The sequence below is a fragment of the Alicyclobacillus vulcanalis genome, from assembly GCF_900156755.1.
GTDB classification, from domain to species: Bacteria; Bacillota; Bacilli; order Alicyclobacillales; family Alicyclobacillaceae; genus Alicyclobacillus; species Alicyclobacillus vulcanalis.
The window spans coordinates 1-24,916 of the sequence record NZ_FTOO01000017.1; the positions used below are offsets into that span (position 1 = coordinate 1).

Here is a 24,916-nt window from a genome sequence, read left to right on the forward strand (position 1 = left end):
TGCAACGCGGGCTTTTTCTTGTCTCAGTGAGGTCTCTTCTCTTTTGCCTCGGAGAATCCTCCCAGAAGCAAACCCTACTCAAACTTTATACGCTCCGATTCCGGCCAAAGGATGATGTGTGTCGCGGTTCCGAGAACTCGTCAAATCCTCAACACGAGACCTCACGCCTTGGCTGCGCCGACACGCGGCCCGCCTGTTTGTTCGTTCAGGGCGGTCTCTTCTCCTTCGTCTCGCAGAATGTTCCCAAAGGCAAACCCTACGGAAACTTTCCGCGCTCGCGGTATTCACGGCATTGATTTCCCTCAACGGATTCTCGTATGCTATCGACGCAGTCCAAGCGCACCGGTGAGTGCGCGTGCGGCCAGGCTGAAGGCGAACCTGGCGACGTGCGCCATCGGCGGACTTCAGACTCTGAGAAGGAGGATGCTTTGTGACGCCACCGCACCTGAATTTTGCTTCTTACGCCGACGTTGAACGAGCGATGATGGACCTTGTCCAGCAACACTTTTTCGAGGGACGTTTTCTCCAGACGCTGACGAGCGGCGGATACGAAGACGCACAGATTCGCCACTTCGCGCTGCAGTACGGCTACTACAGCCGCAACTTTCCCCGAGTGTTGGGCGCCGCCATTGCCGCCATGCCGCCCATCGACTCGTGGTGGGTGCCTTTGGCAGACAACCTTTGGGACGAGGCGGGTCGCGGCCAGCCGGGCCGAGCGCATGAGAAGCTGTATCTGACGTTTCTTCGCACGGTCGTGCCTGACGCCCAACTGGACGAACACGGGATCCCCAATGTCCCCATGTCGAAAGCGGTGCAAACCGCCATTGACACGTTCATTCAGTTCTTTCGCGAGGCCACGCCCCTCCAGGCCATGGCTGCCGTCGGTCTCGGGTCCGAGCTCTTTGCAGGGCAGGTCATGGCGCGGATCGGCGAAGGATTCCGTCATCCGCGCTACCAGCGAAGCGGCCCCATTCAGACCTTGTTTTGGAAGGTCCATGCAGACGAGCACGAGCCGCGCCACTACCAGCTCTGCAAGCAGATCCTCGTGACCTACACCTCTTCGCGCGATCTCGCCGCGATGTATGAAGCGGGGCGCTACATCGCCCTCTCGGAAGCCAGGATGTACGACGAACTTCACGAGGAAATGATCGCTCTTCGCTCGCCTCAAAAGCGCTGACACGATGGCCTCCAAACGCGTAAAGCGGGCGCGGAGCCTTGGTGTGGCCCCCGCGCCCGCCATGCCCCTGAGAGGGTCAGCGGTTTTCGCCGTCACCCACGATGGGAAGCTGCTTTAACCTCGCCCACAACGCCGGAGCAAATTTCTCCAGGTTGACCGGCCGCAGCGTATTCCGATCCACGAAGGCGTGACGCGTCTCTCCGCGCGCGCAGAGCTCGCCCGCCGCGTCCGTGACGTCGTAGCGGAAGGCGAGCCGAGTCCGGCTCATCTCCACAAGCGCTGCGCACACATGCGCGAGGTCTTCCGCGCGCAGCGCCCTGCGGTAGTGACAGGCGACGTCGGTCACCACGACCGTGACGCCGCGATCGTGAAAGTCAGACATGTACTGAATGCCGTTCTCCTTCAGAAAGTGCATCCGGGCGATAGAAAACCAGTCAATGTACGACGGATGGTACACGATCCCGGCGGGATCGCACTCTCCCCAGCGGACTTCCAACGGCGTGACGACGCGCTCTGGCATTTCCCATTCCTCCTGGCCTCGATCCATGCCCATCGATTGTACCAGACGCGCCGACACGCCTGCATGTCACGCGCCGGGCGGCCTGGCGTATCCATCCGACGCCTGCTGCGGAGACTGACCCTGGGACTGGAGTGCGCCCAAGGTGTTCGCCGTGCCGTCCACAGACGAGGCAACGGATGGCGCGGATGAGCCGCTCCCGTTGGGCGTGCCGGCCCCCGGCGTGCCTGCGCTGGAATGGGACAAATCGCCGGCAGGCGCTTGAGACGCGATCGCGGCCGGCGCCTTGGTGTGCGGCAGAAAAATGGCAATGACGGTGATGATGGACGCGACGGCGTTGGCGATGGCGTTGATCTGCGGATCGGTGATGAACGGAAGGCCTAGGGCATCCGTGATGAGCTTGGCCGACGCCAAAAGCCCGACAATGAGCGTACTCAGCCGCTTCGTCTGCGCCAATTGAACCAAGGTGTTCCATAGGTTCATCGTGCTTCCCTCCTCAGCATGTTCTCGTGTATGTCACATGCGCGAAAAGGGTGTCGGCGTGGACAAAGATCACGTGGTCGAGAAGAAGGCAGAGCGTCGTGCGCGTGGCTGCATGAGCGGCTGGTTTTTGAAAGGCGCTTACGTGTCTTCTATAATGAGGTGCGGCAGAGAATCACAGAGGAGGGAGTCAGACATGACACAGTCGCTCAAGGGATGGAACGCCATCGTCACTGGCGCCGGGAAAGGCATTGGCAAAGCGATTGCTGAACACCTGGCAAAGGAAGGCGTGAATCTGGGGCTCATCGCGCGAACGGAGAGCGACCTCCACCAGGTCGCGGAGGCCATTCGCCGCGAGCATGGGGTCTCGGTGTTCACCCGGGCCGCGGACATCGCGGACCGAGCCTCCATTGAGGCAGCCATTGCACAGCTGACCCAAAATCTCGGCGCGATCGACGTGCTCGTCAACAACGCAGGGACCGCCAGTTTCGGCACGGTGCTGGACATGCCTGTGGAGGAATGGGAGCGCATCGTGCGCGTGAATTTGCTCGGCACGTACTACGCGACGCGCGCGGTCCTGCCCCACATGGTGGAACGCAACCGGGGCCACATCGTGAACATCAGCTCGACGGCGGGCGAGAAGGGATCCGCCACCACGTCCGCCTATTCAGCTTCGAAGTTTGGCCTGCTCGGGTTTACGGAGTCGCTGATGTACGAGGTCAGAAAGCACAACATTCGCGTGATGGCGCTGTTGCCGAGCACGGTGAACACCGACCTCGCGCGCAACGTAGGACTGAAGCTCGGCGACGAGGATCATCAGATGCAGCCGGAGGACGTCGCGGAACTCGTGGTGGACGCTCTGCGGTTGCCCAATCGCGTGCTGCTGAAGTCCGCCACGCTCATCATGACAAACCCGCAGTGACCCACCCGCCCCGCCCAGCGACTTTCCGGCCTTGGGCGGGGCTTCAGTCGTTCGCCGATTCGGCCTGGCTCGTCGGTTCGTGTTCGCTGCCGCCGAACGCGTTCGCCGTGTCACCGCTCGGTCGGCCAAGGGCGCGGTTGCCGAGATCGGTCCGGTTCGCCCCCGCGCCGGGGGTCGTCCCGTTCACGGACTGGTTGCTGCTCTCGCCGATGAAGTTGCCTCCGTGCTCGCTGACCGTGTCACACCCCGTGCAAAGAGCGGCCGCGAGCAGCATCAACCCCAAAACGCGCCAACGCATGCCCCACCACTCCTTTGAGTTTTCGCGCGATCGTGGTTATACTTTCCACGGAATGTCCGATGCATGCGAATTGAAGCCGTGATCGCACTGGAGGTTATCCGATTGACCGACGCTCTGCGCAAACTGCCGCTGTCCCTGCAGCACGTGTTCGCCATGTTTGGAGCCACCGTCTTGGTGCCGCTCCTCACCGGCTTGAATCCCGGCGCGACACTCGTGGCAAGCGGGCTCGGCACGCTGGTCTTCCACCTGGTCACGCGTGGCAAAGTGCCCGCCTATTTGGGATCGTCATTCGCCTTTATCGCACCGCTCGCGCTCTTTGTCAGCAAGCATCACGCGCCCGGTCAAGCCGTGGCTGGACTCCTGAGCGTCTCCATCGTCTATTTCGCCTTCGCTCTCCTCGTCCGCCTGGTCGGGTTCGATCGCGTCCGACGCGCCATTCCGTCCGTGGTTGTCGGCCCCGTGGTCTCGATCATCGGCCTGTCCCTGGCCACCACCGCCGTGACGGTTGACGCCTCGACGCACTGGGACGTCGCCATCGTCACGCTGGCGGCTGCCGTCGCCTGCGCCATCGCGGGTCCGCGCGCCCTGCGCATCATCCCCATCCTCGCCGGCATTGTCATCGGCTACCTGTACGCACTCGCCCGTGGCTTGGTGCACGTGGGACAAGCCGCCTCGTCCAGCTGGATTGAGCTGCCCACCCTTCACGCGCCGGTCTGGAGCCTCGCGGCGATCGCCAGCATGGCGCCGATTGCGCTGGTGACGATGGTGGAGGATCTCGGTCACATGTTCGTGCTGAACGAGATCATCGAGCGCGATGTGACGCGCGACCCCGGATTTGGGTCCATCCTCTTCGGCAACGGCCTCGCGACGCTCTTGTCCGCACTGCTCGGGGGGCCGGCGGAGACGACGTACGCCGAGAACCTGGGCGTCCTGGCGATGACGCGCAACTACTCAAGCCGCATCATTCAAGGTGCAGCCGTGATCGCCATCCTTCTCGGCCTGGTCGGAAAGGTGAGCACCGTGATTGAGTCTGTGCCGGCAGCCGTGGTGGGAGGCGTCGGCATTCTGTTGTACGGGATGATCGCGGCGATGGGCATCCGGCACATGATCGAGGCCAAGGTCGATTTGACGAACACCAAGAACCTGATCGTGGTCGCCGTGATTTTCATCCTAGGCATCGGGGCACCGCAGAATGGCATTGCGATCGCGACGGTGGCGGGGCTTCTCATCTACTGGCTGCTGCCAGACCGCACGCAGGCGTAATGGCGGGCAAAAGAAAAAACCGCCGTATGCCACGGCGGCCACAATGAAACCCAGGGGGAATGGAAGGGTTCAATATGTAGCATACGCATTTTCGCTTGAAAGTCCATTGAAATTTTGTGACGTGACGAGTCCGTATAGGACAAGCGCGCATTCCGGCGGAAGTCCGCCGCAACCATGGACTGGAAAAAAGAGAGCCACCGCCGAGCGGTGGCTCAAGGACCATTCAGGGGGTTTCAGGGGGGTTCCGCAGTTCCTACGTTACCATCCGGAGCTTGAAGAACCCTCGAAATCCACCCCCTTGCGCCCGCGATGGTGCGCGGCGCGCGATAGCAGCACCTCATCCGTCACCGGCGATGGAGCCGCCGCATAACCTGGAACAAAAGATTTTCCTCAAGGAAACATCGTGTCGCCAGGGAAAATGTGCGAGGACTTGGCCCATCCGAGGAGGTGCAAGTCATGAAGTGGATTTTAGGTGCTGCCGCGGTCGGTGCTCTGCTCGCGACGCGCTCCGCCGTATTGCGCGGCGCAGCGCACCGCAACCAGGGCCGGGATGAACGCGTTCCCCATACGCATCTGTGAAGCGCAAAAGGCCTGCTTCCCCGTCACTGTGCGTGGGAAACAGGCCTATTCACTGTGCGGTTGCATGCAACCTCCACTCCCTTATCGGCGAGGGCTGCGTGACATCATCAGAAGCTCCCCTTGGCGAGGCCAATGACCACCAAGACCAACATGATGGCGATGTAGATGCGCAGGCCCCAGAACACCGCCTTGACCCAGCCCCTGACCTTGGCGCGCGGCAACGGCTCGGAAGGCGCAATCGGGGCACCCGACGTCAAATCGACAACAACGGCATTCTTCCTCTTCATGGCCACACCCTCCTCATCCGAACAGGTTCGGGAAAATGACGGTCAACCCATACAGGCCGTTCAGCACGACCAACAGCCCAATGATGGCGAAGCCAGAGACGTTCTGCCACGTGCGGTTGACGTGATCGCCCATGACCTCGCGGTCGTTCAACAACAGCATGAGGAACATCAGGGCCGCCGGCATGAAAATCGACGCGATCACTTGCACAATCATGTTCAGGAAGCCAAGCGGCGCATGCGGAATCAAGACAATGCCTGCCGCGATCACGGCGCTCGCAATTCCCGGAACATAGAACTTCCAGGCCAAGCGTGCGGGCATGTTGATGCTCTTCGGCCAGTGGAAGGCTTCACCCATCGCCCACGACGTGCTCGCCGTCAGCGCGATGGCCGCAATGAGCCCGGCTTCCACGAGTCCGAGCGCGAACAGGCGCTCGCCGAGCGGTCCGATCTTCGCCCCGAGCAAGTTCAGGATGTTGGTGATGTCCAGGTTCATGCCGTGCGTCCCATGCATCACCGTGCCCGTCAGCACGATGATGGCACAGGCCACCACAATCATGGCCAGCGTTCCGAGCGCGGTGTCCAGCTGGCCATGGCGAATGTCGCGCTCCGTCAGGCCCTTATCCACCACAGAGGACTGCTGGAAGAAGAGCATCCACGGCGCGATGGTCGTCCCGAAGTTCGCCAACACGATGAACAAGAACGAAGCCGTGAACCCACCGGGCACATTCCAGTTGGCGAACGCATCCGCGACCGCCGACCAATGCGGCTTCGCCATGAACATGAGCGGAATGAAGACCAGGTTCCCCGCCGCGATCCATAGGGCGATGCGCTCCCAGGTGTAATAACGCAGCACGAGCAGTGCAAACACGTCGATGGCCAGCGCGATGGACTCACTCAACCATCCGGGAACGCCGAACACGCCCATGCCGATTTTGATGCCGATGAACTCCGTCACCAACGTGAGCACATTCGCCACGACGAGATCGATCAGCGAGAACCAACCCCAAAACGCACCGTACCTGCCCCAAATCATCTCCGCATGGCCTCTGCGCGTCACGGCGCCCAGCCGAACCGTCATCTCCTGCACGACGTACGCGATGAAGCCTGCAATGATGAGCGACGGAATAAAAAACCCAATGCCGTAGGTGGCGCCGGTCTGCGCATACGTGATGACGCCGCCGGCGTCGTTGTCCGCGATCATCGTCAAGACGCCCGGTCCGATGAGCACGAGGAGCAGGCGGAGCCTGGCCCAAAGCCCGCGCTTGTTGTACAGGCGGGCAACGCGGGCCATATCTTTTGCGCGGAGTTCGCGCTCCAGTTCATGCAGATCCTTGGCATAGACGTTTGCATGGCGAGCCATCTCGATCACCCCTGGATGGGCGATGGGCACAGAACACCCTCGCCCGAATAAAGTTTTGCCGCAGCTTCATGTGCAGGAACCCATGACAGAGCCGTTCGTATATCGAGCGACTACTGGCCGGACTGTCCATGCCCATCACCCCCTCCAAGAGGAACTCGCGCATACCACGGAAAAGCCCCCTGGCATCGCCAGGGGGCATGGGTACGCAACCCAACAAGCATCCCCCTGGTTGAGCTTTGGCACTATACGACGTAGGGCAACCCCAGCCACGTTAGGTAAAGCCTTAAGCCGGCCATACCTGTTCTACCCATTGGCGTGTCTCCACGTTTCCGGGCAGTGGCTTGTGTTCGTATAGTAGCCTCGCCTAACGAGGAACCGTCGTTCCGACGTAAGATATGCGACTGACTCGAAACGGGATACAGGCGTGTGCCTGTGTACCCGAACTCAATTCCTATGTCTTTGTAACACTCATCCGTGAGGCTGTCAAGATGATTCGTAGACAAGAAAGCGTTCTCGACAAATCATGTTCACTCGCGTTGCATGGCTTCTCGTATCGCCCGCGGCCATCACTTGCCCTCGGTCTAGACCGTGCCCTTCAGACGGTGCGCTTTTTAAAGGCCCAGTACGGTCTGCACCAAGGTCGCCACGGTCAGGGCAATCAGCAGAACCACCATCGCCCAACCCCACAAGCAGCCCCACAGCGGTGTTCTATAGCTGCCCATCAGCTTCTTGTCGCTCGTCATGAGAACCAGGAACACGAGGAGTGGGGTCATGAGCACACCCCCGATGACCTGGGTGACGATGGAGATGAAGTTCAGCGGCAGGTGCGGAATCAGAATGACGATGGCCGCAACCACCAGGCTCCCAGCATAAATGGCATAGAATTTTGGAGCTTCCCGTACGCTGTCATTGAGACTCTTGGACCAGCCCAGGAGCTCCGCGATGCTCCAGGAGGACGACAGTGAGACCGTGATCGCCGCCAAAAACCCAGCGTCAAAGAGCCCGATGCCAAACAACGCCGCACCCAGGTGACCCACGGTATGGTTAAACCCGCGAATCAGGTCGCTGGGTCCGAGGTTGCTCACATCTTGGACATGGCCGTAAAGCGCCGCCCCGCACACGATGATGGCGGCAGCCACAATGACTTGCATCAAGCATCCGAATGCCGTGTCGATCCGGCCCAACTTGAGTTCGCGCGCGCTGACGCCTTTGTCGATGGCGCCGCTCCCTTGGAAGAAAATCATCCAGGGTGCAATGGCATTCCCCACGGTGGCGATGACGTACCATATGACGTCTGCATGCATGGACGGAGGTACCGGCCAGGTTGTGAAAGCTCGGGTGAGGGCCGCGAAGCTCGGGTGGGTCATACCTGCCACGATAAAGAACACGACGTTCAGCGCACCAATGAGGAGTGCAATCCGTTCTTTCGTGAAATAGCCGGTAAAGACCACAAACGAGATCACGAATCCCAGGCAAAGCAGATCGGACAACCACATGGGAATGCCGAGCATGCCAAGGCCGGCCGACATGCCGATAAACTCGGTGACCAACGTCAACAGGTTTTCGAACGCCAACGTGGCCACATGGTAAATGCCCCAAAACCGTCCGTATCGCCGGTGAGCCAGTCGGGAGAAACCCTCTTGGGTGACGGCGCTGAGGCGCATGCTCATCTCCTGAACGGTGAACGTCAACACCGCGAGACAAAGCACGAGCGGCACAAACAGGCCAATGCCGAATTGGGCTCCCGTCGCCGTGTAGGAAATCACGCCACCGGCATCGTTGTCGGCCAAGGCCGCGAGAAATCCCGGGCCTAAAAGCGCCCAGAACATGAAGAGATACCTGCGCATCCCTTTGCTTTTTGACGAAGCCGCTGTGACCTGTTGAAGCTTCGATGTCGCATTCGATCGCGACTCGGTTCGCGAAGTTGCCGAGCTCATCTCCACGTCGGTTACCCCCTGCTGCTCAATGCTCGTCGTGGTCCATAGCGATGCCTGCCGACGTATCCTATGCACAGGGGAAACACTGCGTGATGCGATTTGTTGCGAATGCGGAAACACTCGAAACGCTCCCACCATGCCGTTGTGGATGAAGGTGAAGACGGATGGGACCGCTCGAAGAAACGGTGAAAACGCTCCTTCAACAGAAATCCATGTCCATGCGCCAATTGGCGATGGCCACAGGAATCAGCGTGAGCACCATCTCCAAGATGATTTCCGGAAAACAACGAGTGAATCTCGACTATCTGCGCCGGATGGCCGACGCCCTGGGCGTACCTCCTCAGACCCTGGCAGAGGCCGCGGGCGTGCCGTGGATGCAAGGGCCCGGAACTTCTCGTCGCCCTCCTCGCGGCGATATGGCGTCCCACGAAACGGAGCTCGACGCACTGCTACGTTACCTTGGACTCGAGCATCTTGAGGATTTGCGCCTGGACATCGAGAAAGAGTTGGACAAATACGAGGCGTACGCGGAGACGGACGAAGGACGACAGCTCATTGCGGAAAAATACCACGCCAAACGAGGCCAAATTCAGGGCGTCGGAGGTTTTTTGCGCGATCTCGACGACATGTACGAACGCTTGACCCACCCTGCGACGCCCGCGTCCGAACGCCGAATTCTCGCCAGTGGAATCTTGTACTTTCTGCTCGCCACCGACGCCATCCCTGACTATTTATTTCCTGCCGGATACTTGGACGACGCCATTGCCATTCAGATTGTGCAGGAGCGCCTTTCCCGCGCGCGGAGGAACCGAAGCCGACGCGAGGCGCAAGATGAGGCACAACACGGTGAGTTCTGAGGGAGGAACCAGACGTTCGTGAGGACGATGGGCCGTCAACCAACAACGGCCAGGAAACCATGATGACGTACCCAGGTGAAAGAAGTTTGAAAGAAGAGGCCACGCGACACGTGCCGTTGCGAAGCATCCGCAGATCCAAAAAGGCGCGGAATCCCGCGCCACGTCAGGAATGCCGGGAGCGGGACTCGAACCCGCACGGGGATACCCCCAGCAGATTTTAAGTCTGCTGCGTCTGCCTGTTCCGCCATCCCGACTCGCCCACAAGCATCTCCATTATCCGGCGATTGCGCGAAATGCGCAAGACCTTTCCTCCACCACGGCTTGTCCCGCGGCTTTCCATGATGCTGAACGACGTCACCCGAAACGCGCACCTCGAATCCACCCAGCGCGATGTCCCGTCAACCTTGCCCGCCAGGTTGAGACACGGAGGTGCTCTCACGCCGCAGAACCCAGTTCGAACCTTCTCGTCGACTCAGAAGTGTCTGTACGCGTTCCGCGCAAATCGACAGCTCTTCAGCGGCCTGGAGCTCGTATTCGCTCTGCTCTCGCAGCACACGAAGCTCGTCCTCCAATTGAAGCACGGCTTGTTGCATTTTCGACAGCATGAGGCTCATGGAGCGCGCCGCCTCCGCCAGGCGATCCGACCAAGCCCAAAGTTCCCGGGCGACGGCACGCAGAGACTCCTCGTCAATTTGATGACGGCTGATCTCCACACTTATCGTGACGGCCATCTTCCGCAACACACGGGACGCACTCGAGACCGCCTGGTTCGTCTCACGCACAGAATTCGATAGGGGAGACAGCCGCTCCCAAACCATCTGAAGGTCCTGCATGGTCGCTTCTGCAGAGCGGCGGCGCTCGAGCAAAGGTTCCAAGGCCATGAGCAAATCCCACACCGCCGCATCAAATCCCTGGCGCTCCTCAGAAACCCCCATGCCCATCCCGCCCTTTGGGCCTAAGTGTTTTCTCGTTTTGTATTCTCTATGGGATGCTCGAGCTGAAGGAGTTTTCCCTCGATGCGGTGCAGGTGGCTTTGCATGTCGTCAATTTCCTGCTCGGCTTTGTAGTTGATGGCGAAATCGATGATGGCCTCGTGCTTGTCCCGCGCAGCTTGCCGGTTTTGGCTCATCATGATGATCGGTGCTTGGAACGCGGCGAGAAACGACAGACACAAGTTCAAGAGAATGAACGGCGGCGGATCGAAGTGAAATCGCCGCGTGGACGGGATCGCATTCCAAACCATCCAGGACACGAGCATCGCCGCAAAAATGATGATGAACGTCCAGCTTCCGCCGAACGAAGCCATGCGATCCGCCAGTTTATCGGACCACTTCGTCTTTCGCTGATACTCCTCATCCAGCATGGACAGGATGTTTTCCTCGTACATGTTCACGAGGCGCGAAATCCGCCTCGCATCGCCCTCGTTGATGGGGATGTCAAATCCTTCGAGGTCTGCGTTGTCATCGTCATCGCGATACACATAGTAGTAACGCTTGGCCATTCACCTCACCTCCAGCGACGCGTGATCCAATGACGTCCCCAACTCGCGTAGAATGTGCGCTTGCCTTCGATATACATTCCTACCGTCCGTCGGTGGAAGGCATGGACCCATGTTTCCTTCTGCGCCTCCCAGTCGCGCAGGGCTTCCGTCTCGACCTGGAGGAACTGCGTCCGCGCAAGCGCGGCGCGGCTATACCGATTTCCCGATTTTGCGATATGTACATGAACCGCAGGCCACGTGTCTTCGGGTTCTCGAATCCAAACGAGTCTTCCTTTGACACCTGCGTTGCCGCAAAACCGATAGCCACAGCGTTCCAGTTCATTCCATTCATCCTGATGCAACACAGGGCGCCGCAACAGGACCAGGATGTCGACCGCGTCGTCGCCAACCGCACCTTGAATCGTGGTGGATCCAATGTGCCGAATGGAACAATACACGCGGCGATGAAACACGCGCGAGAGTTGATCGCGTTCACGCTCGAACGCGAGAAGATGGCGCGTGTTCGCCTCCGTCAACTTCACCGGCACGCCGACCGGCCGAGGCGCGCGGAACCCGAATTGACGCCGCAGGAGGGCTACGCCGAGCCACAAGAGAAACACAGCCAGCGCAGCAAGCGTGAGGAGATTCGCAACGGTGGAGGGCTGTGTGGAGAGCCACGTGACCCAGGCGTCGTACAGCACATGCACAGTCATCACCAGCAGGATGCGCCCCGTGAGAATGGCCATGGCTGCCAGAATAAGGCCCAAGCAGCTAAACATATACCATGCTTGCAGCCGCTCGTGGCTAAATTCCAAGATGTGACCACTTCCAAACGCGAGCGCGCTGACCGCCACAGCGACCGCCATCACCGCGACACGGACAGCCATCGCGTCCCAATATCGCCTAAGCACAGCGCGGCACAAAGCGATGACTGCGATCACGCAGCTCCAGCGCCACATCTCTTCAAGCCCGGCGACGACGCTCACTGCATAATCCACCCAGCTGACATGGGACGCCACGTTACTTTGGTTAAACTGAAGCGCCGTGCTCGCTGCGTCTGCCGTCAGCTCCAAGCAGCCCAGAAAAGCCATCGGCGTCATGATGTACAGATACAAGCGTGTGGCGACGCGCGCGAGAGGACGCCGCAAGAGAAGGCGGGACCGAAGCGGATCCCAGGTGCGAAACAAAGCGCGCCGCAGACCAGGGAGCAAAATGATCAAGCTCAGCGCACTGAGCCCCAGGTAGACCTCTGCGATCCACAGCACGCGGCCGCCGTCAAACAAATTGGCGAACGTCGCAAACGCCGCAAAGACGAATGCATAGACCAACTGCCACACACGCATCTCCACGACCAGACGTTCGCAAAGCTCATACAGGCGCGTCAACCCGTCATCCTCCACCCTCCCCCGCGAGTGCGAGGGAGGTTCATCCAGACTCTACACCTCAATTATACAGGACGATTCCCCTGCCTGTCGCCTCACGGCGATCAACGTTGCTTCGGTTTGAACGTCTCGCAGCAGGTCTCAGCGGACGAACGCGCCTGTTCAACGCGGTCCTCGACGGCAAAATCACGGCCGAACTCTTCGCGGAACGAATGAGTTCCACGCCGGCCAGCCGACACCATGATGGACGGCGCGGCGCATTCGTTGCCCTCGTGCCAGAACAGGCAGTTGGATACCGTGCAGTTGACGTCCACCTTCATATGCGATCCCTCCTTACGAGCTTGTCGATTAGTCTGACGTCAAAGCCCCTCGCCTCATCCGCGCAGTGATTGACAGAGCAGCCATCCATCTGCGGTTCTGCATCTTGCGCCATGTCGCGCGCGAAACAGATGGCCGATGGGATGAAGCCCGCGCGAATTTGCCGTTCCGAAAAGCTTGACATCCCTCAACGAGGGTGTATAATGACATCAACACCGAACTCCATACGATGGAAGTCTGGATCTTTGAAGCCGGTCGTTCGGCCTCAACGGGTCGGGCGTCTGGCTTTTTCGTTCAGCGTCAACGCACCGGAGTTCGGAATCTAAAGCAAGTGCTTCTGGTAAGCACCATGGAGGAATTTCGGATGTACGAAGGTACGGTCAAGTGGTTCAATTCGGAAAAGGGTTACGGTTTCATTCAGGTGGAGAACGGTGACGACGTGTTCGTTCACTACAGCGCCATTCAGGGCCATGGCTTTAAGACGCTGGACGAAGGGCAACGCGTGACGTTCGACATCGTTGAAGGTCCGAAGGGGCCGCAAGCAGCGAATGTCGTGAAATATTAATAACGACGCTCCGAGCCCATGTTGCGACATGGGCTTTTTTTATGTCATCATTTAGCTATCGCACAGCCGACTTGCCCACATCGGGTACGCAGTGAGGAGAATAGGCCGATGATCACCATGTTGCTCGGCATTGTGGCCGGCATGATCGGCGTCCTGGAGACGTTGCTGGACGTGGTGTCTCAGCAGGGTTACACGCCAACCGCGAATCTGGACGCGTACGCCGCCATCGTCATCTCCGCGTTAGGCATCGTCATCTCCTTTTTTGCGCGCCGCCACCCGAAAACTTCGGGGGTGCTCCTGTACGCGTGCGGTATTGGGGGATTCATCTTTGCGAAGTGGTCGTACATCCCTCCCGGTATCGTGTTCTTCATTGCAGCCACCATCGCAGTGTTTTTCGACATGCGGGAGAAAACATCATGACGACCGAGCGCATGTGACAGGAAAACGGGCGGCCACGTGGCCGCCCGTTTCGGTTACCAACCCCAAGAAAACTGAACTTCCACCGTCGATCCGCCGCCCAACGGGATGTTGAACGTCCAGTGCCGCGTTCCGGGCCAACCCACCACTTCGGTCCACCCGGAGCCCCCGCCCGGAATGGGAAGGGTATAGCTCCACGTGTGGTTCGACCATCCACTGCTCGCGCCTTGCCCGGAACCCTGTCCTGACGGAAAGGGGAATCCAGATATCCCCGGCCATGCGCCCGACGATCCTCCGGATGACCCCGTCGACGACGTCCAACCTGCGCTCGATCCCGGCCACGATGGCGCGGCCGTGTACGTGGTGGTGGAGAACGATTCCCCGTCGGAACCGACGGCCGAGGGGACAATGACCCAATTTCCGTACTCGTCCTGCATCGCCACCGGCTGCACTTGGTTGCCCGTGGCATCCAGCGGCTGACCGTTCACCGTCGCATTGGAAAATTGCACAACGCCCGAATTCGCGAGCGGATACAGGCCGCCGCGGACCGTCGAAGGATCTTCGCTGATCCACTCGGCCGACGTGCCGATATTCGCCGCGTACGTGCTGGAGACGTTCACGGAGACGGTCTTGGATAGCGTTTGGCCGGACGGCGTGATCGCCTGAAGGCTCAACGTCCACGTCGACGCACTGCTTTGCTGGATCGATGCGGAAATCTTGGAGCCGACCGGCACGGTCATCACCGTGTTCGCGGCGGCAGGTAGTTTCTCCCAAAACACCTGAACCTGGGTTTGCCCATTGACCACCTGCTCCAGCGTGCCGATCTGCAGAAGATCCTGCGTTTCGACGCCTCCCAGACCGATCCACTGCGCGGCCATGGCGCCATTGCGCCCGGTGATGGTCGGGACCGTCCAGCTGCCCGTCACGCTTGTGTACAACTGCGATCCGGCTGGCAGATCGATGTACCCTCCCCAGTTGGCCGACGTCTGGGTACCGGCCGGCACGGCGGCTTCCGCCGTCATGAATACCGGACGTGCAGCGCTTGCGACCTTGCCGACCGCATGGACGTGCGCCGCGAGGGCGCCCAGGCCGCCCGCCAGCACGAGGGCCGCCATCCAGCGCCCGGAGCGCCCTCGCCGAGATGTGCGTTTGTTTGCCCTCATCGTCGTTCAGCTCCCCCGAACCTCGCATGATCGTTCCTTCGATCACTGTCGCCTTCAGTCTAAGCCATCAACCTTGAAAAATGCTAGAACCGAGAGCCGCGGGTGGCTGTCCTCGGGGCGTCGAAGATCGAACGTTATCCCATACAACGTGAAGGATTCAAACCGTTTTTGTTGAAAACGTTTGTTGAAAGCCGATCTTGCCGATCTTCAGGAGGGAAAAACACAGTGAGATACCGCAACTTGTCCAACGGCATACGCGTTTCCGAAATCACCTTTGGCTGCTGGGAGCTGGGGGGCGGTCAGTGGGAGAAGCAAGATGACGAGATCAACATCCGTGCCCTGCAGCGGGCCTTTGAACTTGGAATTCAGTCGTTTGACACGGCCGAAGGTTACGGACAGGGGCATTCCGAGGAAATCGTTGGCATGGCGCTCGAAGGCGTGCGCAGCGAGTGCGTGATCGCGACCAAGGTGTCACCCAACCACCTTCGCCGAGACGACATCCTGCGATCGGTCGAACAGAGCCTGAGGCGGCTGCGCACCGATTATATCGACATCTACTACGTGCACTGGCCTAACGCGGAGATTCCCCTGACCGAGACGATGGCCACGCTGGCCGAACTGCGGGACCAGCGCGTCATTCGGAGCGTGGCGGTGTCAAACTTCTCCCGGCAGCTCCTTGAGGAGGCGGAAGCCGTGACACGGGTGGACTGCATCCAACCGGAATACAGCCTCCTGGAGCGCAGCATTGAGAGCGAGGTGCTCCCCTATTGCCGCGAACGCGGGATCGGCGTCCTGACGTACTCGTCCGTCGCGAAAGGCATCTTGACCGGAGCGCACCATCGGGACGGTACGGTGATCGTGCCGAACGACTTCCGCCAAGGGCGCCGCTTGTTTAAGCCGGAGCACCTGGAAGCCGCCACGCCGCTTGTCGAGGGCCTCCGACGGCTGGCGAATCGCTACGATGTCACGCCGGCCGAAGTCGCGATCGCATGGATCCTCCACCAGCCGGGAATCACGAGCGCCATCGTGGGGACGCAGAACATCAAACACCTTGAGGAAAACGTGCGTGCCGTGGAACTCGCGCTTGGCGAAGACGACCTGCGCGAGCTGGACGACCTGAGCCGTCGGGCGCTCGTCCAGATTGACGGCGCCGCACCGAGCTCACGATAAGTGCCGCACCAGCCACAGCCATCCGTACATGCTCGCGAGGACCGACAGGAGCGTGGGCCACGTGAACGCAAGACCTGCCTTGGTGAACGCGGACACAGTGATTCGCACGCCGCGCGATTCCAGCACGTGGAGCCAGAGCAGGGTGGCGAGCGACCCGATGGGCGTCATCTTTGGGCCGAGATCGCAACCGACGACGTTGGCGAGCGCGAGCGCCACCTGGTCCGACACGGGCAACCCGGTGTGTTGGATGGCGAGCAGGCCTATCATGACGCTCGGAAGGTTGTTCATGACGCAGGACAGGCACGCCGCGAGCACTCCCATGGCGATCACGCCCCAAAACAGCTGACGGTGCGATGTGGCGACGAGAAGGCTCGTGAGCCAATGGGTGAGGTGCGCGCGTTCGAGCCCGTACACCACGAGGTACATCCCCATGGAAAACACGACGATCGACCACGGCGCCTCGCGCACGACGCGCCGTGGATCGGCCGTCTGCGTGCGCCATCCGGCGATGAGAAACGCGATCGCAATGGCGCCTTCCACGGCCGACACGGGGATGTGCGCGATCTCACTGCCCACGTAACCAGCGGTCATGATGACGAGCATGATCCAGGAAAAGCGAAACATCGCCCGATCGCGAATCGCGCTCTCAGGGCTTGGCAAGGCGCTGACGTCGTAGGAAGCCGGGATCGAGCGGCGGAAGTAGAGGTAGGTCACGCCGAGGCTCACGGCAAACGAAATCAGGTCAGGTACGACCATGCGAACGGCGTAACGGATGAAGCCGAGATGATAGTAATCCGCCGAGATGATGTTGACGAGGTTGCTGACGACGAGCGGGATGGACGTGGAATCGGCAATGAAGCCGCCTGCGAGGAGGAAGGGGATCATCTGCGATGTGGAAAATTGCAGGCGCTTGATTTTTTCGAGCACGATGGGCGTGAGAATGAGCGCAGCCCCATCGTTCGAGAAGAATGCAGACACCACGCAGCCGAGCGACAGGATGAGCGCAAACGCGAGCCGGCCCCTGCCGCGCGCTCGATGGGCGATGGTGAGCGCAGCCCACTCGAAAAACCCCGAGGCGTCGAGCACGCTGGACACGATGAGAATCCCTACGAAGGTGAGCGTCGCGTCCCAGACGATGTTCCACACGGTCCAGACGTCATGAAGACGCACCACCCCCGCGGCGAGGGCCAGGAGGGCGCCGAAAAGCGCGCTCCAGCCCACCGGCAACCCCCACGGGCGCCACACGACGAGGACGAGCGTAGCCACGAAAATCGCAAGCGCCACGAAAGCCACCTGTATCTGTCATCTCCTTAGCGAGCGTTTTCAGGACTCGGCGCGTGACCGTACGTCGGCACCGGCCCGAGCGCAGGCGCCGCCCATCGGCAGGCGTTGACCAACACTCGCTGGATGTTGGCATCGTGGTAGGTGGGGTACGTCTCATGGCCTGGCCGAAAATAAAAGATTTTCCCGCGCCCCCGGCGAAATGTGACGCCCGAGCGAAACACGTCCCCGCCGGAAAACCAGGACAAGAATACGATCTCGTCCGGCGTGGGAATGTCGAAATGCTCCCCGTACGTCTCCTCCTTCGGAAGCTCAAAGTACGGCGGGAGCCCCTCCGCGATAGGATGCGTGGGATCGACCACAAACAGCCGCTCTTTTTCGTCCTCTTCCCGCCACCGCAAATCACACGAGGTGCCCATCAGGCGCTTGAACACTTTCGAGAAATGCCCGGAATGAAGCACCACAAGCCCCATGCCGGCATGAACGCGGCGGACGACGCGCTCGACCGTCTGATCCTCCACTTCGTCGTGCGCCACATGGCCCCACCAGACGAGCACGTCGGTCTCGTCTAACAAAGCCGCTGGCAGTCCCTGTTCCGATTGATCCAGCGTTGCGGAGCGAACCTGCATGCCTGCGCTCGAGAGCGGTTTCGCAAGTGCCGCGTGAATGCCATCCGGATAAATGCTTCGGACCGCTTCATCACGTTGTTCATGCCGAAATTCATTCCAAATCGTCACTCGAATGCTGTTCAACGGAAGCCCTCCCTCGAATCATGCCCACCCCATGATACCGAAAGCGCGATCCCGCGACAAATCCATCGATTTCCACACCATAGAAGAACACAAAGGGCAGCCGGCCTGTGCCTGCTGCCCTTTGCGCGTTTACTTCATCTCTCTGACCCGGCGTCTCCCTCACTCGGCTTGGTCAACGACGCGATCAAAAACACAATGCCAAACACCAAACAGACGACGCCCCACCACAAGTCGATGTTCGTGTGCAAACTCGGCGTATGAGGATGGGCAACCGCACCGTAGACCCCGAGTACGACGCCGTACACGATGAACAAAATCCCGATCATGAACCGGAGGTCCAAAAAGCGAGTCATACCATCATCTCCCCGGGATGAATCACCAGAACGCGATATTCAGGCCAACCAAGATGACAAACACGATGGCCGCCAAGTAACCCGGGCGCTTGTACCACGCGTAACCGCTGTAGTCCGGGCGCTTGCTGAGGCCGTACACCAAGCCCTCGAGCTCCTCGGGCCGCTTGCCCTGGGTGACGAGACTGACCAGCACCGTGACCACGACCGTGATGACCCACGCCCACCAAGCGCGCCAGAAGTTCCCCGCATCAGGGCTCGAGAACATGTGCGCGGGCAGGAAAAAGTACATGGCGAACGCGCCAACGATACCGGCCAACAGGCCCCAGAAACCGCCCCACGGCGTGGCTTTCTTCCAAAACATGCCGAGCAGGAAGGTACCAAACAGCGGCGCGTTGAAGAACGAGAACAGCGTCTGCATGTAGTCCATGACGCTCGGGAAGCCTGCGGCGAAGTACGCGGTGCCGATGCTGATGATCACGCCCACGACGACCGCCCAGCGCCCCATGTTCACGTAGTGCTTGTCGGACGCGTCCTTCTTAATGTACGCCTGATAGATGTCGTACGTCCACACCGTCGTGAATGCAGTCACGTTCCCCGCCATTCCGCTCATGAAGCTCGCAAGCATGGCGGTCAGGCCAAGTCCGAGCATGCCAGGCGGATAGTACTTGGCGATGAGGAGCGGCAGCGCCAGGTTGTAACTCATGTTGGGCGAGTGGCCGATCTTCGGGAAGATAGCCAGCGCGATGAGCCCAGGGATGATCACGAGAATCGGAACAATCATCTTGAAGAACGCCGCGTAAATCGGCGTCAATTGGGCAGCGCGCAGGTCCTTTGCGGCGAGCGTGCGCTGAACCACGAGAAAGTCCGTCGTCCAGTAACCAAACGACAGCACAAATCCCAGTCCGAGCACAACACCGAGCCAGCCGATGCCCATGGGGTTATGGGAGGGAGATCCCAAGTTCGCCCACAAATGCCCAAAACCCGCGGGAAGCCGCGACATCATGCCCTGCCAACCGCCCAGGTTGTGCAGACCGATGAGCGGGATAGGCAGCAATCCGGCCCAAATCAAAAAGAACTGCACGACCTCATTGAAGATCGATGACGTCAGTCCACCCAGTGCCACATAAACCAAGACCACCAAAGCCGAGACGAGAATGCTCGTGTCAAACGACCAACCAATCAGGATTTGAAAAATAAGCGCCATGGAGTACAGGCTGATGCCAGAGGTCAGCACGGTCATGACCGCAAACGCGATGGCATTCAGAGCGCGTGTCGCCTCGTTGTACCGGAGCTTCAGGAACTCCGGAACGGAACGCACCTTCGAAACGTAATAAAACGGCATCATGTACAGCCCGAGAAACAGCATGGCGGGAATGGCGCCGATCCAGTAAAAGTGTGTCGTGAGCATGCCGTATTCGGCACCGCTCGCCGTCATCCCGAGAATCTCGAGCGCGCCGAGGTTGGCGGATAGAAACGCAAGGCCCGTGATCCACGCCGGGATCGAGCGGCCGGACAAGAAAAAGTCTTCTCCCGTGCGTACGCGGTTGCGAAGGACAAATCCCACGCCGAGGACGAACGCAAAGTACACGAGAATGATGATGTAGTCCACGGCATTCGCATGAAATAACGCGTGCACGCCATGCACCTCCTATAAAATGGGTTTTGCACCGATAGCGATTTCAAGTCGCTCCCATGGACTCGTGTCCACGACCAGCCAACTGGCAGGCACAGGGTCAGTATGTGCTTCGAGGAAGCCATCCATGTGCAACCGTCGCCATCTGCAAGGAGTGAGGACCGCGCTGTCGCCATCGCGTGACCGCCTCCGAATATAGCAATTTGGACAAAGAAAGACAAGCGACGACGTTCGGATGACGAGATTTGAAAGGCCTTGACACGCGAGGGCGCCGTTTGCTCTGCGATCCGGCGTGGAAGACGGCATGGGAGAGATCGTTCGGAACCCAAACGAAAGAGGACCGGTATACCACCCGGTCCTCTTGTGGTCGCAAGGCGATGCTTCAGGGCAACATGTAGCCGGCGGCGAGGTAGATTTCGTACCACTCCTCCCGGGTCAGCTGGATCTCGGCAGCCTTGCAAGAGGCCTGCAGCCGTTCGATATTCATCGTCCCGACAATCGGCTGCATTTTCGCCGGGTGACGCAGCAGCCAAGCAATGGCGATGGTTACATTGGACACGCCGTAGCGAGCCGCAATTTCGTCCAGCTTGCGGTTGAGCTCCGGAAACTTCGGATTGTCAAGAAACACGCCTTCGAAGAATCCATACAGAAACGGCGACCAGGGTTGAATGGTGATATCGTGCAACCTGCAGTAATCCAGAATGCTCTCGTCGCGATCGACGGCCCATTCATTCCCCATGTTGAGATTCATACCCTGCGCGATCATCGTGGCGTTGGTGATGCTCAGCTGCAGTTGATTGGCCACAATCGGTTGGCGGACATACTTTTTTAGAAGCTCAATTTGCATGGGCTTGTGGTTCGAAACACCGAAATACCGCACCTTTCCTTGTGTCTGCAAGCGCTCGAACGCCTCCGCTACCTCTTCGGGTTCCACGAGGGCATCGGGCCTGTGCAACAAGAGCACGTCGAGGTAATCCGTCTTCAGCCGCTTGAGGCTGCCGTCGACCGCCTCCAAGATGTGCTCTTTGGAGAAGTCGTACATGCCTTTGCGAATGCCGCACTTCGACTGAATCAGCACGCGCTCCCGCACATCGTCGTTCATGTGAAGCGCATCCGCGAACCTGGATTCGCACTCGCCCCCGCCGTAGATGTCGGCGTGATCGAAGAAGTTTGCGCCCAGTTCGAGAGCTGTCTGGATGTAGCGCTCGGCTTCAGCCGGGCTCAGGTTCTGGATGCGCATACAGCCGATCCCGACGACCGGCACCTCGAGATGGGTAGGACCAAGTGTCATCGTACGCATATCGCGCGACCTCCTTCATGTTGTTTGCGACCTCGAGTCCACGTCCGGCGCGAGCCGCGCCGCGAAGGCGCCGCTCATGGACCGGGCGCAGACCGGGCTTTGCTGCTGGAATAGCTGAGGCGCCGCAGCGCTTCGCCGGCCTGTCTGAGCTCAGGGATGGGATCTTGGAAGTTGGCTTCGACGGAAACGGGGCCGTTGTACCCCAGATCACGGAGCATGCCGAGCCAAGACCGCACGGACGGGCTACTCATCCCCGGCCAGCGGCGGTTTTCATCCGCCACGTGCACGTAGCCGATGCGGCCTCGGGCCTTGACGAGTTCCTCCACGGGCTCGCCATTTTGAACGAGATGGTAAAAATCAACCAAGAGGTCGACTTCAGGGTGGTGGACCCTCTCGACGAACGCCACTGCCTCCGCGACCGTGTTCACGAGGTTCGTCTCAGCGCGATTGAAAAATTCGAAGTGAACTCGCATCCCATGTGACGCGGCGAGATCGCCCGTGAGACGGACGACGCGAGCCAACTGTTCGATGGCCTCTTCGCGCGGAAACCCCTCAGGCACGCGCCGGTTCACACCGGCGCCAAATCCGACGTGCTGGCCACCGAGACTTGCCATGCGCCTGATGGCGACCGACAGATAGGACGAGATGCGGTCCATATCCACGGCAGGGCCGACGATAGGCATGTCGGGCGGAAACAGGCGGTTGTAGGCCAGCAGCGGCACTTCGTTCCGCAACAACTCGTCGCGAACCACCTGCCACTCTGCGTCCGACATGGCCGGCTTCGTGATCTTTGCGTTCAATTCCGCGTAATCAAACCCGGCTTCGCGCACAAAGCGAAGCTCTCGAGGCCCCACGTAACAACCCAGGAGCACGCGATCCCCTCCTCTTCGAAAGCGCTTGCCCTCCCATCGCTCGACGCCTGGGACACGTTTCATTTTCGTGCCTCAACAGGGTACAATGAATGCGGGCCACTGCGACCCCGTTGAACGAAAGGAGCTTGGCGTGATGAGCGATATTCAATACGTGATCAGCGTGATCGTCTACGAGGATGGCCATTGCGACGTCATGTGGGACTCGTCCGTTCCGATGGAGCACTGCTATGAGGCGCTCAAGCAAGTGACGGACGACATGGCCGCTGCGCTCGGCCCGAAGCCTCCCGCCCCTCAGAACCAGGGCGCGAAAATTCTGCGACTGAAGTGAAGAGTCGGCGTGGCGGCGCTCCGCGCTTTCACGTCGCCTCTTTCGAGGCGTAGACCGCCTCAATCTCCTTGGCCTCCTCAAAGTCTTCCGCCGTCAGGCCTCCCGCGTGCCACGTCGTGAACCGCAGCGTCACGTATTTGTAGTCAATGGAAATGAACGGGTGATGATTCCGACGCTCGGCGATCTCGGCGACGCGGTTCACAAACGCGATGGCGTCTGCGAACGATTCAAACCCGTATCGCTTCCGGATAAACTGCCCGTCCCTTTGCCATCCCGGCAACTCGGCGAGCCCCTGTTCAATCTCGCTCTCCGACCACTTCACGCGCTCACCCCCATGCCCTCTCCTCTTCTCGCATCCACAGAAAAGCTTTCAACAGTCCCATCACACTCACGGCATCTGTGATCTCGCCGCGCAGGCACATGTCGACGGCATCCTCCAAAGGAAGCCATGAGACGGTCATGGTCTCCGTGGGCTCACGCTCCGCTTCCCCTACCGACAAGTCTCGCGCGAGAAACAGGTGAGTTTCCTGCGTCGAGATCCCTGCGCTTAAGTAGGCCAACCCCAATTCGGTCCAGGACTGCGCGACAATCCCCGTTTCCTCCCGAAGTTCCCGCGCGGCAGCGACAACAGGGCGTTCGCCGCGAAACTGACCGCTCGGAATCTGCCACAAAAACCGGTCGACAGGAAACACGAATTCGTGGAGGAGTGCCACGCGGTTGCGCTCGTCGATCGCCACCACACCAGCATAATGCCCGGCGTCGACCACGCCATAGAGACCGGGTTGACCATCCGGCCTGAGCACGTCATACTCGATCACCTGAATCCAGGGATTCTGATACGCGACGCGCTCCGAAAGGATGGTCCATAGGTGCCGCTGCAACAGCGCTGCCTCCTCATGCGAACATACTCGAGAAGGATTCAAAAATCACTGAAAAAGATTATAGCATACTGAATCGCCGAGGGCGCGCGGTGCCAAATCCGTTCGAGTCACGAAGATGAGCAGTCGATTTGCAGGTGCCGAGGTTCGTAAACGAAAGACGCGGCCGCGAACAGCTCGCGAACCGCGTCAGCACAAGGTTGGTTGTCTGGAGGCGCCGGCCGGATTCGAACCGGCGGTGAAGGTTTTGCAGACCTCTGCCTTACCACTTGGCTACGGCGCCTTGAGGCTGCTCAACCCGGACGAAGTCTCGCTCCGCCCGGGTTTCGCAGCACATGCCCTGGAGCGGAAGACGGGATTCGAACCCGCGGCCCTCGCCTTGGCAAGGCGATGCTCTACCCCTGAGCTACTTCCGCATGGCTGGTGGCTCGGGACGGAATCGAACCGCCGACACGAGGATTTTCAGTCCTCTGCTCTACCGACTGAGCTACCGAGCCGCCGTAAACCATATGGTGGAGCCGATGGGACTCGAACCCACAACCCCTACGCTGCCAGCGTAGTGCTCTCCCTTTGAGCTACGGCCCCGCAACGCACGAGACTGATTATACAGCCTCCCATGCGATCGCGCAAGTAAGAATTTCGTTCGGTGCTTGTCAGGTTGTCGTAGGGGACCTCACTGCGCCAAGCCGTCACGCAATGGTGTGCGGAAGCCGCGCCAGCTCACGAAGCACGTACTTCACCCATGGCCGGCCCGCATGCGGCCCGGACAGTGCAGGCATATGAGCTTCCAGCCACGACGCCGCTGCCTCGACTTTGCGCGTCATCTCCGCGTCCGTCACGACCGCCTCTTGGGCCATCCCTCGCGTTGCAAGATGTGGCTCCCTCTTCTCACTTGCCTTCATCACAGGTTCCCCGTTGGCGCGAGCCGCCATCAGCCGCACAAGCGCGTCCGCACCTCGCTCGCTCCATCGCGCCCCATGCCGCTTCATTCGCCGCGCCACGTGGTGAAACACTTGTCCCTCGATCGCACCCAGGCTTACCGCTGCGTCACTGTTCACGATCCCGTCCCAATGGTTCTTCAGATACCCTTTCAGCTGCTCGATCTCCTTCTTCTTCGTCCCTTGACTCCGTTTCGCCGCGGCCGTCAGCAGCGCTTCCACACGCGGCCCATCGTCTGCGCTCAAGGCCTCCCACGCCTCGTCTAAGAGAAAGCGGCGCTCGCCCGTCTGCTTATCCCGGTAGTACCGCCGCCAAATCGTGATCTCGCCTACAGTGGTGACCAACGTGCGAGGCTTCCGGTGGATGAGCGCCCATCGCGTCTTGTCTCGCTCCTCCTGCAGCTTCCGG

At 60.0% G+C, this 24,916-nt stretch carries 29 protein-coding genes, 5 tRNA genes, 1 pseudogene and 1 riboswitch; of the genes and pseudogenes, 9 read left to right on the forward strand and 26 right to left on the reverse strand.

Annotated elements, in window-relative coordinates:
- Positions 1–430 precede the first annotated feature (430 nt).
- Positions 431–1,177 carry an iron-containing redox enzyme family protein gene (locus BW934_RS14180; RefSeq protein WP_234969851.1) on the forward strand — a complete coding sequence of 249 codons (747 nt, stop codon included), beginning with the start codon at positions 431–433 and terminating at the stop codon, positions 1,175–1,177.
- Between the two features lie 76 nt (positions 1,178–1,253).
- Here the strand turns inward: BW934_RS14180 and BW934_RS14185 are convergent, their stop codons facing one another.
- Together BW934_RS14185 and BW934_RS14190 are read right to left on the reverse strand one after the other, a co-directional pair.
- Positions 1,254–1,697 (reverse strand): acyl-CoA thioesterase, encoded by a 444-nt coding sequence (locus BW934_RS14185; protein WP_076349222.1) that lies wholly within the window; start codon positions 1,695–1,697, stop codon positions 1,254–1,256.
- A 66-nt stretch (positions 1,698–1,763) separates the two neighbouring features.
- Entirely contained in the window at positions 1,764–2,177 is a 414-nt protein-coding gene (locus tag BW934_RS14190) for a hypothetical protein (protein WP_076349224.1), read from the reverse strand.
- 193 nt (positions 2,178–2,370) lie between these two features.
- On the opposite strand from BW934_RS14190, the gene BW934_RS14195 reads away from it, so the two are divergent.
- Positions 2,371–3,096 carry a 3-ketoacyl-ACP reductase gene (locus BW934_RS14195; RefSeq protein ID WP_076349226.1) on the forward strand — a complete coding sequence of 242 codons (726 nt, stop codon included), beginning with the start codon at positions 2,371–2,373 and terminating at the stop codon, positions 3,094–3,096.
- A 43-nt stretch (positions 3,097–3,139) separates the two neighbouring features.
- Here BW934_RS14195 and BW934_RS14200 read toward each other — a convergent pair whose 3' ends face one another.
- Positions 3,140–3,394: a hypothetical protein gene (locus BW934_RS14200; RefSeq protein ID WP_076349228.1), complete on the reverse strand. Its 255-nt coding sequence runs from the start codon at positions 3,392–3,394 to the stop codon at positions 3,140–3,142.
- Positions 3,395–3,496: 102 nt separating this feature from the next.
- On the opposite strand from BW934_RS14200, the gene BW934_RS14205 reads away from it, so the two are divergent.
- On the forward strand, positions 3,497–4,657 hold the full coding sequence (locus tag BW934_RS14205; RefSeq protein ID WP_084182639.1) for a uracil-xanthine permease family protein: 1,161 nt from the start codon (positions 3,497–3,499) through the stop codon (positions 4,655–4,657).
- Positions 4,658–5,113: 456 nt separating this feature from the next.
- Entirely contained in the window at positions 5,114–5,236 is a 123-nt protein-coding gene (locus BW934_RS15375) for a hypothetical protein (RefSeq protein ID WP_268758637.1), read from the forward strand.
- Between the two features lie 107 nt (positions 5,237–5,343).
- On the opposite strand, the gene BW934_RS14210 is transcribed toward BW934_RS15375, so the two are convergent.
- The 3 genes from BW934_RS14210 to BW934_RS14220 form a co-directional block, all read right to left on the reverse strand.
- A complete protein-coding gene (locus tag BW934_RS14210) occupies positions 5,344–5,523 on the reverse strand; it encodes a hypothetical protein (protein ID WP_076349230.1) in 180 nt (59 codons plus the stop codon).
- Between the two features lie 13 nt (positions 5,524–5,536).
- Positions 5,537–6,913 (reverse strand): NRAMP family divalent metal transporter, encoded by a 1,377-nt coding sequence (locus tag BW934_RS14215; RefSeq protein ID WP_234969852.1) that lies wholly within the window; start codon positions 6,911–6,913, stop codon positions 5,537–5,539.
- A 185-nt stretch (positions 6,914–7,098) separates the two neighbouring features.
- A riboswitch (M-box (ykoK) riboswitch) is annotated at positions 7,099–7,262 on the reverse strand.
- 232 nt (positions 7,263–7,494) lie between these two features.
- The gene (locus tag BW934_RS14220; RefSeq protein ID WP_084182640.1) at positions 7,495–8,820 is read right to left on the reverse strand and encodes an NRAMP family divalent metal transporter; all 1,326 of its coding nucleotides are present in this window, start codon (positions 8,818–8,820) and stop codon (positions 7,495–7,497) included.
- 164 nt (positions 8,821–8,984) lie between these two features.
- Here BW934_RS14220 and BW934_RS14225 point away from each other — a divergent pair, with 164 nt between their 5' ends.
- Complete coding sequence (locus BW934_RS14225) at positions 8,985–9,677, forward strand: helix-turn-helix domain-containing protein (protein ID WP_076349232.1); 693 nt, start codon at positions 8,985–8,987, stop codon at positions 9,675–9,677.
- Between the two features lie 170 nt (positions 9,678–9,847).
- Here BW934_RS14225 and BW934_RS14230 read toward each other — a convergent pair.
- The 5 genes from BW934_RS14230 to BW934_RS14250 all read right to left on the reverse strand — a co-directional run bounded on the left by BW934_RS14230 (position 9,848) and on the right by BW934_RS14250 (position 12,859).
- Positions 9,848–9,931 (reverse strand) — tRNA-Leu (locus BW934_RS14230).
- A 144-nt stretch (positions 9,932–10,075) separates the two neighbouring features.
- Positions 10,076–10,612, reverse strand: coding sequence for a hypothetical protein (locus tag BW934_RS14235; RefSeq protein WP_076349234.1), 537 nt, complete (start codon positions 10,610–10,612; stop codon positions 10,076–10,078).
- Between the two features lie 20 nt (positions 10,613–10,632).
- Positions 10,633–11,178: a DUF1003 domain-containing protein gene (locus tag BW934_RS14240; protein ID WP_076349236.1), complete on the reverse strand. Its 546-nt coding sequence runs from the start codon at positions 11,176–11,178 to the stop codon at positions 10,633–10,635.
- 5 nt (positions 11,179–11,183) lie between these two features.
- Positions 11,184–12,542, reverse strand: coding sequence for a GrpB family protein (locus BW934_RS14245; protein ID WP_076349238.1), 1,359 nt, complete (start codon positions 12,540–12,542; stop codon positions 11,184–11,186).
- Positions 12,543–12,643: 101 nt separating this feature from the next.
- Positions 12,644–12,859, reverse strand: coding sequence for a DUF1540 domain-containing protein (locus BW934_RS14250; RefSeq protein ID WP_076349240.1), 216 nt, complete (start codon positions 12,857–12,859; stop codon positions 12,644–12,646).
- Between the two features lie 362 nt (positions 12,860–13,221).
- Between BW934_RS14250 and BW934_RS14255 the strand changes: the two genes are divergently transcribed.
- Positions 13,222–13,422 (forward strand): cold-shock protein, encoded by a 201-nt coding sequence (locus BW934_RS14255; protein ID WP_008340254.1) that lies wholly within the window; start codon positions 13,222–13,224, stop codon positions 13,420–13,422.
- 108 nt (positions 13,423–13,530) lie between these two features.
- On the forward strand, positions 13,531–13,842 hold the full coding sequence (locus BW934_RS14260) for a hypothetical protein (protein WP_076349242.1): 312 nt from the start codon (positions 13,531–13,533) through the stop codon (positions 13,840–13,842).
- A 53-nt stretch (positions 13,843–13,895) separates the two neighbouring features.
- Here BW934_RS14260 and BW934_RS14265 read toward each other — a convergent pair whose 3' ends face one another.
- Complete coding sequence (locus BW934_RS14265; protein WP_084182638.1) at positions 13,896–15,002, reverse strand: G1 family glutamic endopeptidase; 1,107 nt, start codon at positions 15,000–15,002, stop codon at positions 13,896–13,898.
- Between the two features lie 225 nt (positions 15,003–15,227).
- Here BW934_RS14265 and BW934_RS14270 point away from each other — a divergent pair, with 225 nt between their 5' ends.
- Positions 15,228–16,172 carry an aldo/keto reductase gene (locus tag BW934_RS14270; RefSeq protein ID WP_076349246.1) on the forward strand — a complete coding sequence of 315 codons (945 nt, stop codon included), beginning with the start codon at positions 15,228–15,230 and terminating at the stop codon, positions 16,170–16,172.
- Here BW934_RS14270 and BW934_RS14275 read toward each other — a convergent pair.
- The 6 genes from BW934_RS14275 to BW934_RS14300 form a co-directional block, all read right to left on the reverse strand.
- Entirely contained in the window at positions 16,164–17,465 is a 1,302-nt protein-coding gene (locus BW934_RS14275; protein WP_076349248.1) for an arsenic transporter, read from the reverse strand. The two genes, BW934_RS14270 and BW934_RS14275, sit on opposite strands and share 9 nt — an antisense overlap.
- Before the next feature lie 17 nt (positions 17,466–17,482).
- The gene (locus BW934_RS14280) at positions 17,483–18,205 is read right to left on the reverse strand and encodes a ThuA domain-containing protein (protein WP_076349250.1); all 723 of its coding nucleotides are present in this window, start codon (positions 18,203–18,205) and stop codon (positions 17,483–17,485) included.
- 134 nt (positions 18,206–18,339) lie between these two features.
- A complete protein-coding gene (locus tag BW934_RS14285; protein ID WP_076349252.1) occupies positions 18,340–18,558 on the reverse strand; it encodes a hypothetical protein in 219 nt (72 codons plus the stop codon).
- Between the two features lie 22 nt (positions 18,559–18,580).
- Positions 18,581–20,194, reverse strand: a complete 1,614-nt coding sequence (locus tag BW934_RS14290) for a sodium:solute symporter family protein (protein ID WP_076349254.1) — start codon at positions 20,192–20,194, stop codon at positions 18,581–18,583.
- Between the two features lie 379 nt (positions 20,195–20,573).
- Positions 20,574–21,491: an aldo/keto reductase gene (locus tag BW934_RS14295; RefSeq protein ID WP_076349256.1), complete on the reverse strand. Its 918-nt coding sequence runs from the start codon at positions 21,489–21,491 to the stop codon at positions 20,574–20,576.
- Between the two features lie 74 nt (positions 21,492–21,565).
- Entirely contained in the window at positions 21,566–22,363 is a 798-nt protein-coding gene (locus BW934_RS14300) for a sugar phosphate isomerase/epimerase family protein (RefSeq protein ID WP_076349258.1), read from the reverse strand.
- Positions 22,364–22,496: 133 nt separating this feature from the next.
- Between BW934_RS14300 and BW934_RS14305 the strand changes: the two genes are divergently transcribed.
- A complete protein-coding gene (locus tag BW934_RS14305; protein ID WP_008340244.1) occupies positions 22,497–22,691 on the forward strand; it encodes a hypothetical protein in 195 nt (64 codons plus the stop codon).
- A gap of 28 nt (positions 22,692–22,719) precedes the next feature.
- On the opposite strand, the gene BW934_RS14310 is transcribed toward BW934_RS14305, so the two are convergent.
- The 8 genes and pseudogenes from BW934_RS14310 to BW934_RS15590 all read right to left on the reverse strand — a co-directional run.
- Positions 22,720–23,013, reverse strand: coding sequence for a 4a-hydroxytetrahydrobiopterin dehydratase (locus BW934_RS14310; protein ID WP_076349260.1), 294 nt, complete (start codon positions 23,011–23,013; stop codon positions 22,720–22,722).
- A 4-nt stretch (positions 23,014–23,017) separates the two neighbouring features.
- Positions 23,018–23,572 carry an NUDIX domain-containing protein gene (locus BW934_RS14315; protein ID WP_076349262.1) on the reverse strand — a complete coding sequence of 185 codons (555 nt, stop codon included), beginning with the start codon at positions 23,570–23,572 and terminating at the stop codon, positions 23,018–23,020.
- A 206-nt stretch (positions 23,573–23,778) separates the two neighbouring features.
- Positions 23,779–23,852: transfer RNA gene (locus BW934_RS14320), tRNA-Cys, on the reverse strand.
- A gap of 58 nt (positions 23,853–23,910) precedes the next feature.
- A tRNA-Gly gene (locus BW934_RS14325) sits at positions 23,911–23,985 on the reverse strand.
- Positions 23,986–23,990: 5 nt separating this feature from the next.
- Positions 23,991–24,066 (reverse strand) — tRNA-Phe (locus tag BW934_RS14330).
- A 13-nt stretch (positions 24,067–24,079) separates the two neighbouring features.
- Positions 24,080–24,154: transfer RNA gene (locus tag BW934_RS14335), tRNA-Ala, on the reverse strand.
- A 104-nt stretch (positions 24,155–24,258) separates the two neighbouring features.
- A complete protein-coding gene (locus tag BW934_RS14340; protein ID WP_456151139.1) occupies positions 24,259–24,729 on the reverse strand; it encodes a UPF0236 family transposase-like protein in 471 nt (156 codons plus the stop codon).
- Between the two features lie 33 nt (positions 24,730–24,762).
- Positions 24,763–24,916 (reverse strand): annotated as a pseudogene (locus BW934_RS15590) (UPF0236 family transposase-like protein); the annotation flags it as partial.

Bases quoted from the DNA above. Each gene is read 5' to 3' on its own strand.
- BW934_RS14185 (WP_076349222.1), bottom strand. From the start codon at position 1,697: ATGCCAGAGCGCGTCGTCACGCCGTTGGAAGTCCGCTGGGGAGAGTGC.
- BW934_RS14190 (WP_076349224.1), bottom strand. From the start codon at position 2,177: ATGAACCTATGGAACACCTTGGTTCAATTGGCGCAGACGAAGCGGCTG.
- BW934_RS14195 (WP_076349226.1), top strand. From the start codon at position 2,371: ATGACACAGTCGCTCAAGGGATGGAACGCCATCGTCACTGGCGCCGGG.
- BW934_RS14200 (WP_076349228.1), bottom strand. From the start codon at position 3,394: ATGCGTTGGCGCGTTTTGGGGTTGATGCTGCTCGCGGCCGCTCTTTGC.
- BW934_RS15375 (WP_268758637.1), top strand. From the start codon at position 5,114: ATGAAGTGGATTTTAGGTGCTGCCGCGGTCGGTGCTCTGCTCGCGACG.
- BW934_RS14210 (WP_076349230.1), bottom strand. From the start codon at position 5,523: ATGAAGAGGAAGAATGCCGTTGTTGTCGATTTGACGTCGGGTGCCCCG.
- BW934_RS14220 (WP_084182640.1), bottom strand. From the start codon at position 8,820: ATGAGCTCGGCAACTTCGCGAACCGAGTCGCGATCGAATGCGACATCG.
- BW934_RS14225 (WP_076349232.1), top strand. From the start codon at position 8,985: ATGGGACCGCTCGAAGAAACGGTGAAAACGCTCCTTCAACAGAAATCC.
- BW934_RS14235 (WP_076349234.1), bottom strand. From the start codon at position 10,612: ATGGGGGTTTCTGAGGAGCGCCAGGGATTTGATGCGGCGGTGTGGGAT.
- BW934_RS14240 (WP_076349236.1), bottom strand. From the start codon at position 11,178: ATGGCCAAGCGTTACTACTATGTGTATCGCGATGACGATGACAACGCA.
- BW934_RS14250 (WP_076349240.1), bottom strand. From the start codon at position 12,859: ATGAAGGTGGACGTCAACTGCACGGTATCCAACTGCCTGTTCTGGCAC.
- BW934_RS14255 (WP_008340254.1), top strand. From the start codon at position 13,222: ATGTACGAAGGTACGGTCAAGTGGTTCAATTCGGAAAAGGGTTACGGT.
- BW934_RS14260 (WP_076349242.1), top strand. From the start codon at position 13,531: ATGATCACCATGTTGCTCGGCATTGTGGCCGGCATGATCGGCGTCCTG.
- BW934_RS14265 (WP_084182638.1), bottom strand. From the start codon at position 15,002: ATGAGGGCAAACAAACGCACATCTCGGCGAGGGCGCTCCGGGCGCTGG.
- BW934_RS14285 (WP_076349252.1), bottom strand. From the start codon at position 18,558: ATGACTCGCTTTTTGGACCTCCGGTTCATGATCGGGATTTTGTTCATC.
- BW934_RS14295 (WP_076349256.1), bottom strand. From the start codon at position 21,491: ATGCGTACGATGACACTTGGTCCTACCCATCTCGAGGTGCCGGTCGTC.
- BW934_RS14305 (WP_008340244.1), top strand. From the start codon at position 22,497: ATGAGCGATATTCAATACGTGATCAGCGTGATCGTCTACGAGGATGGC.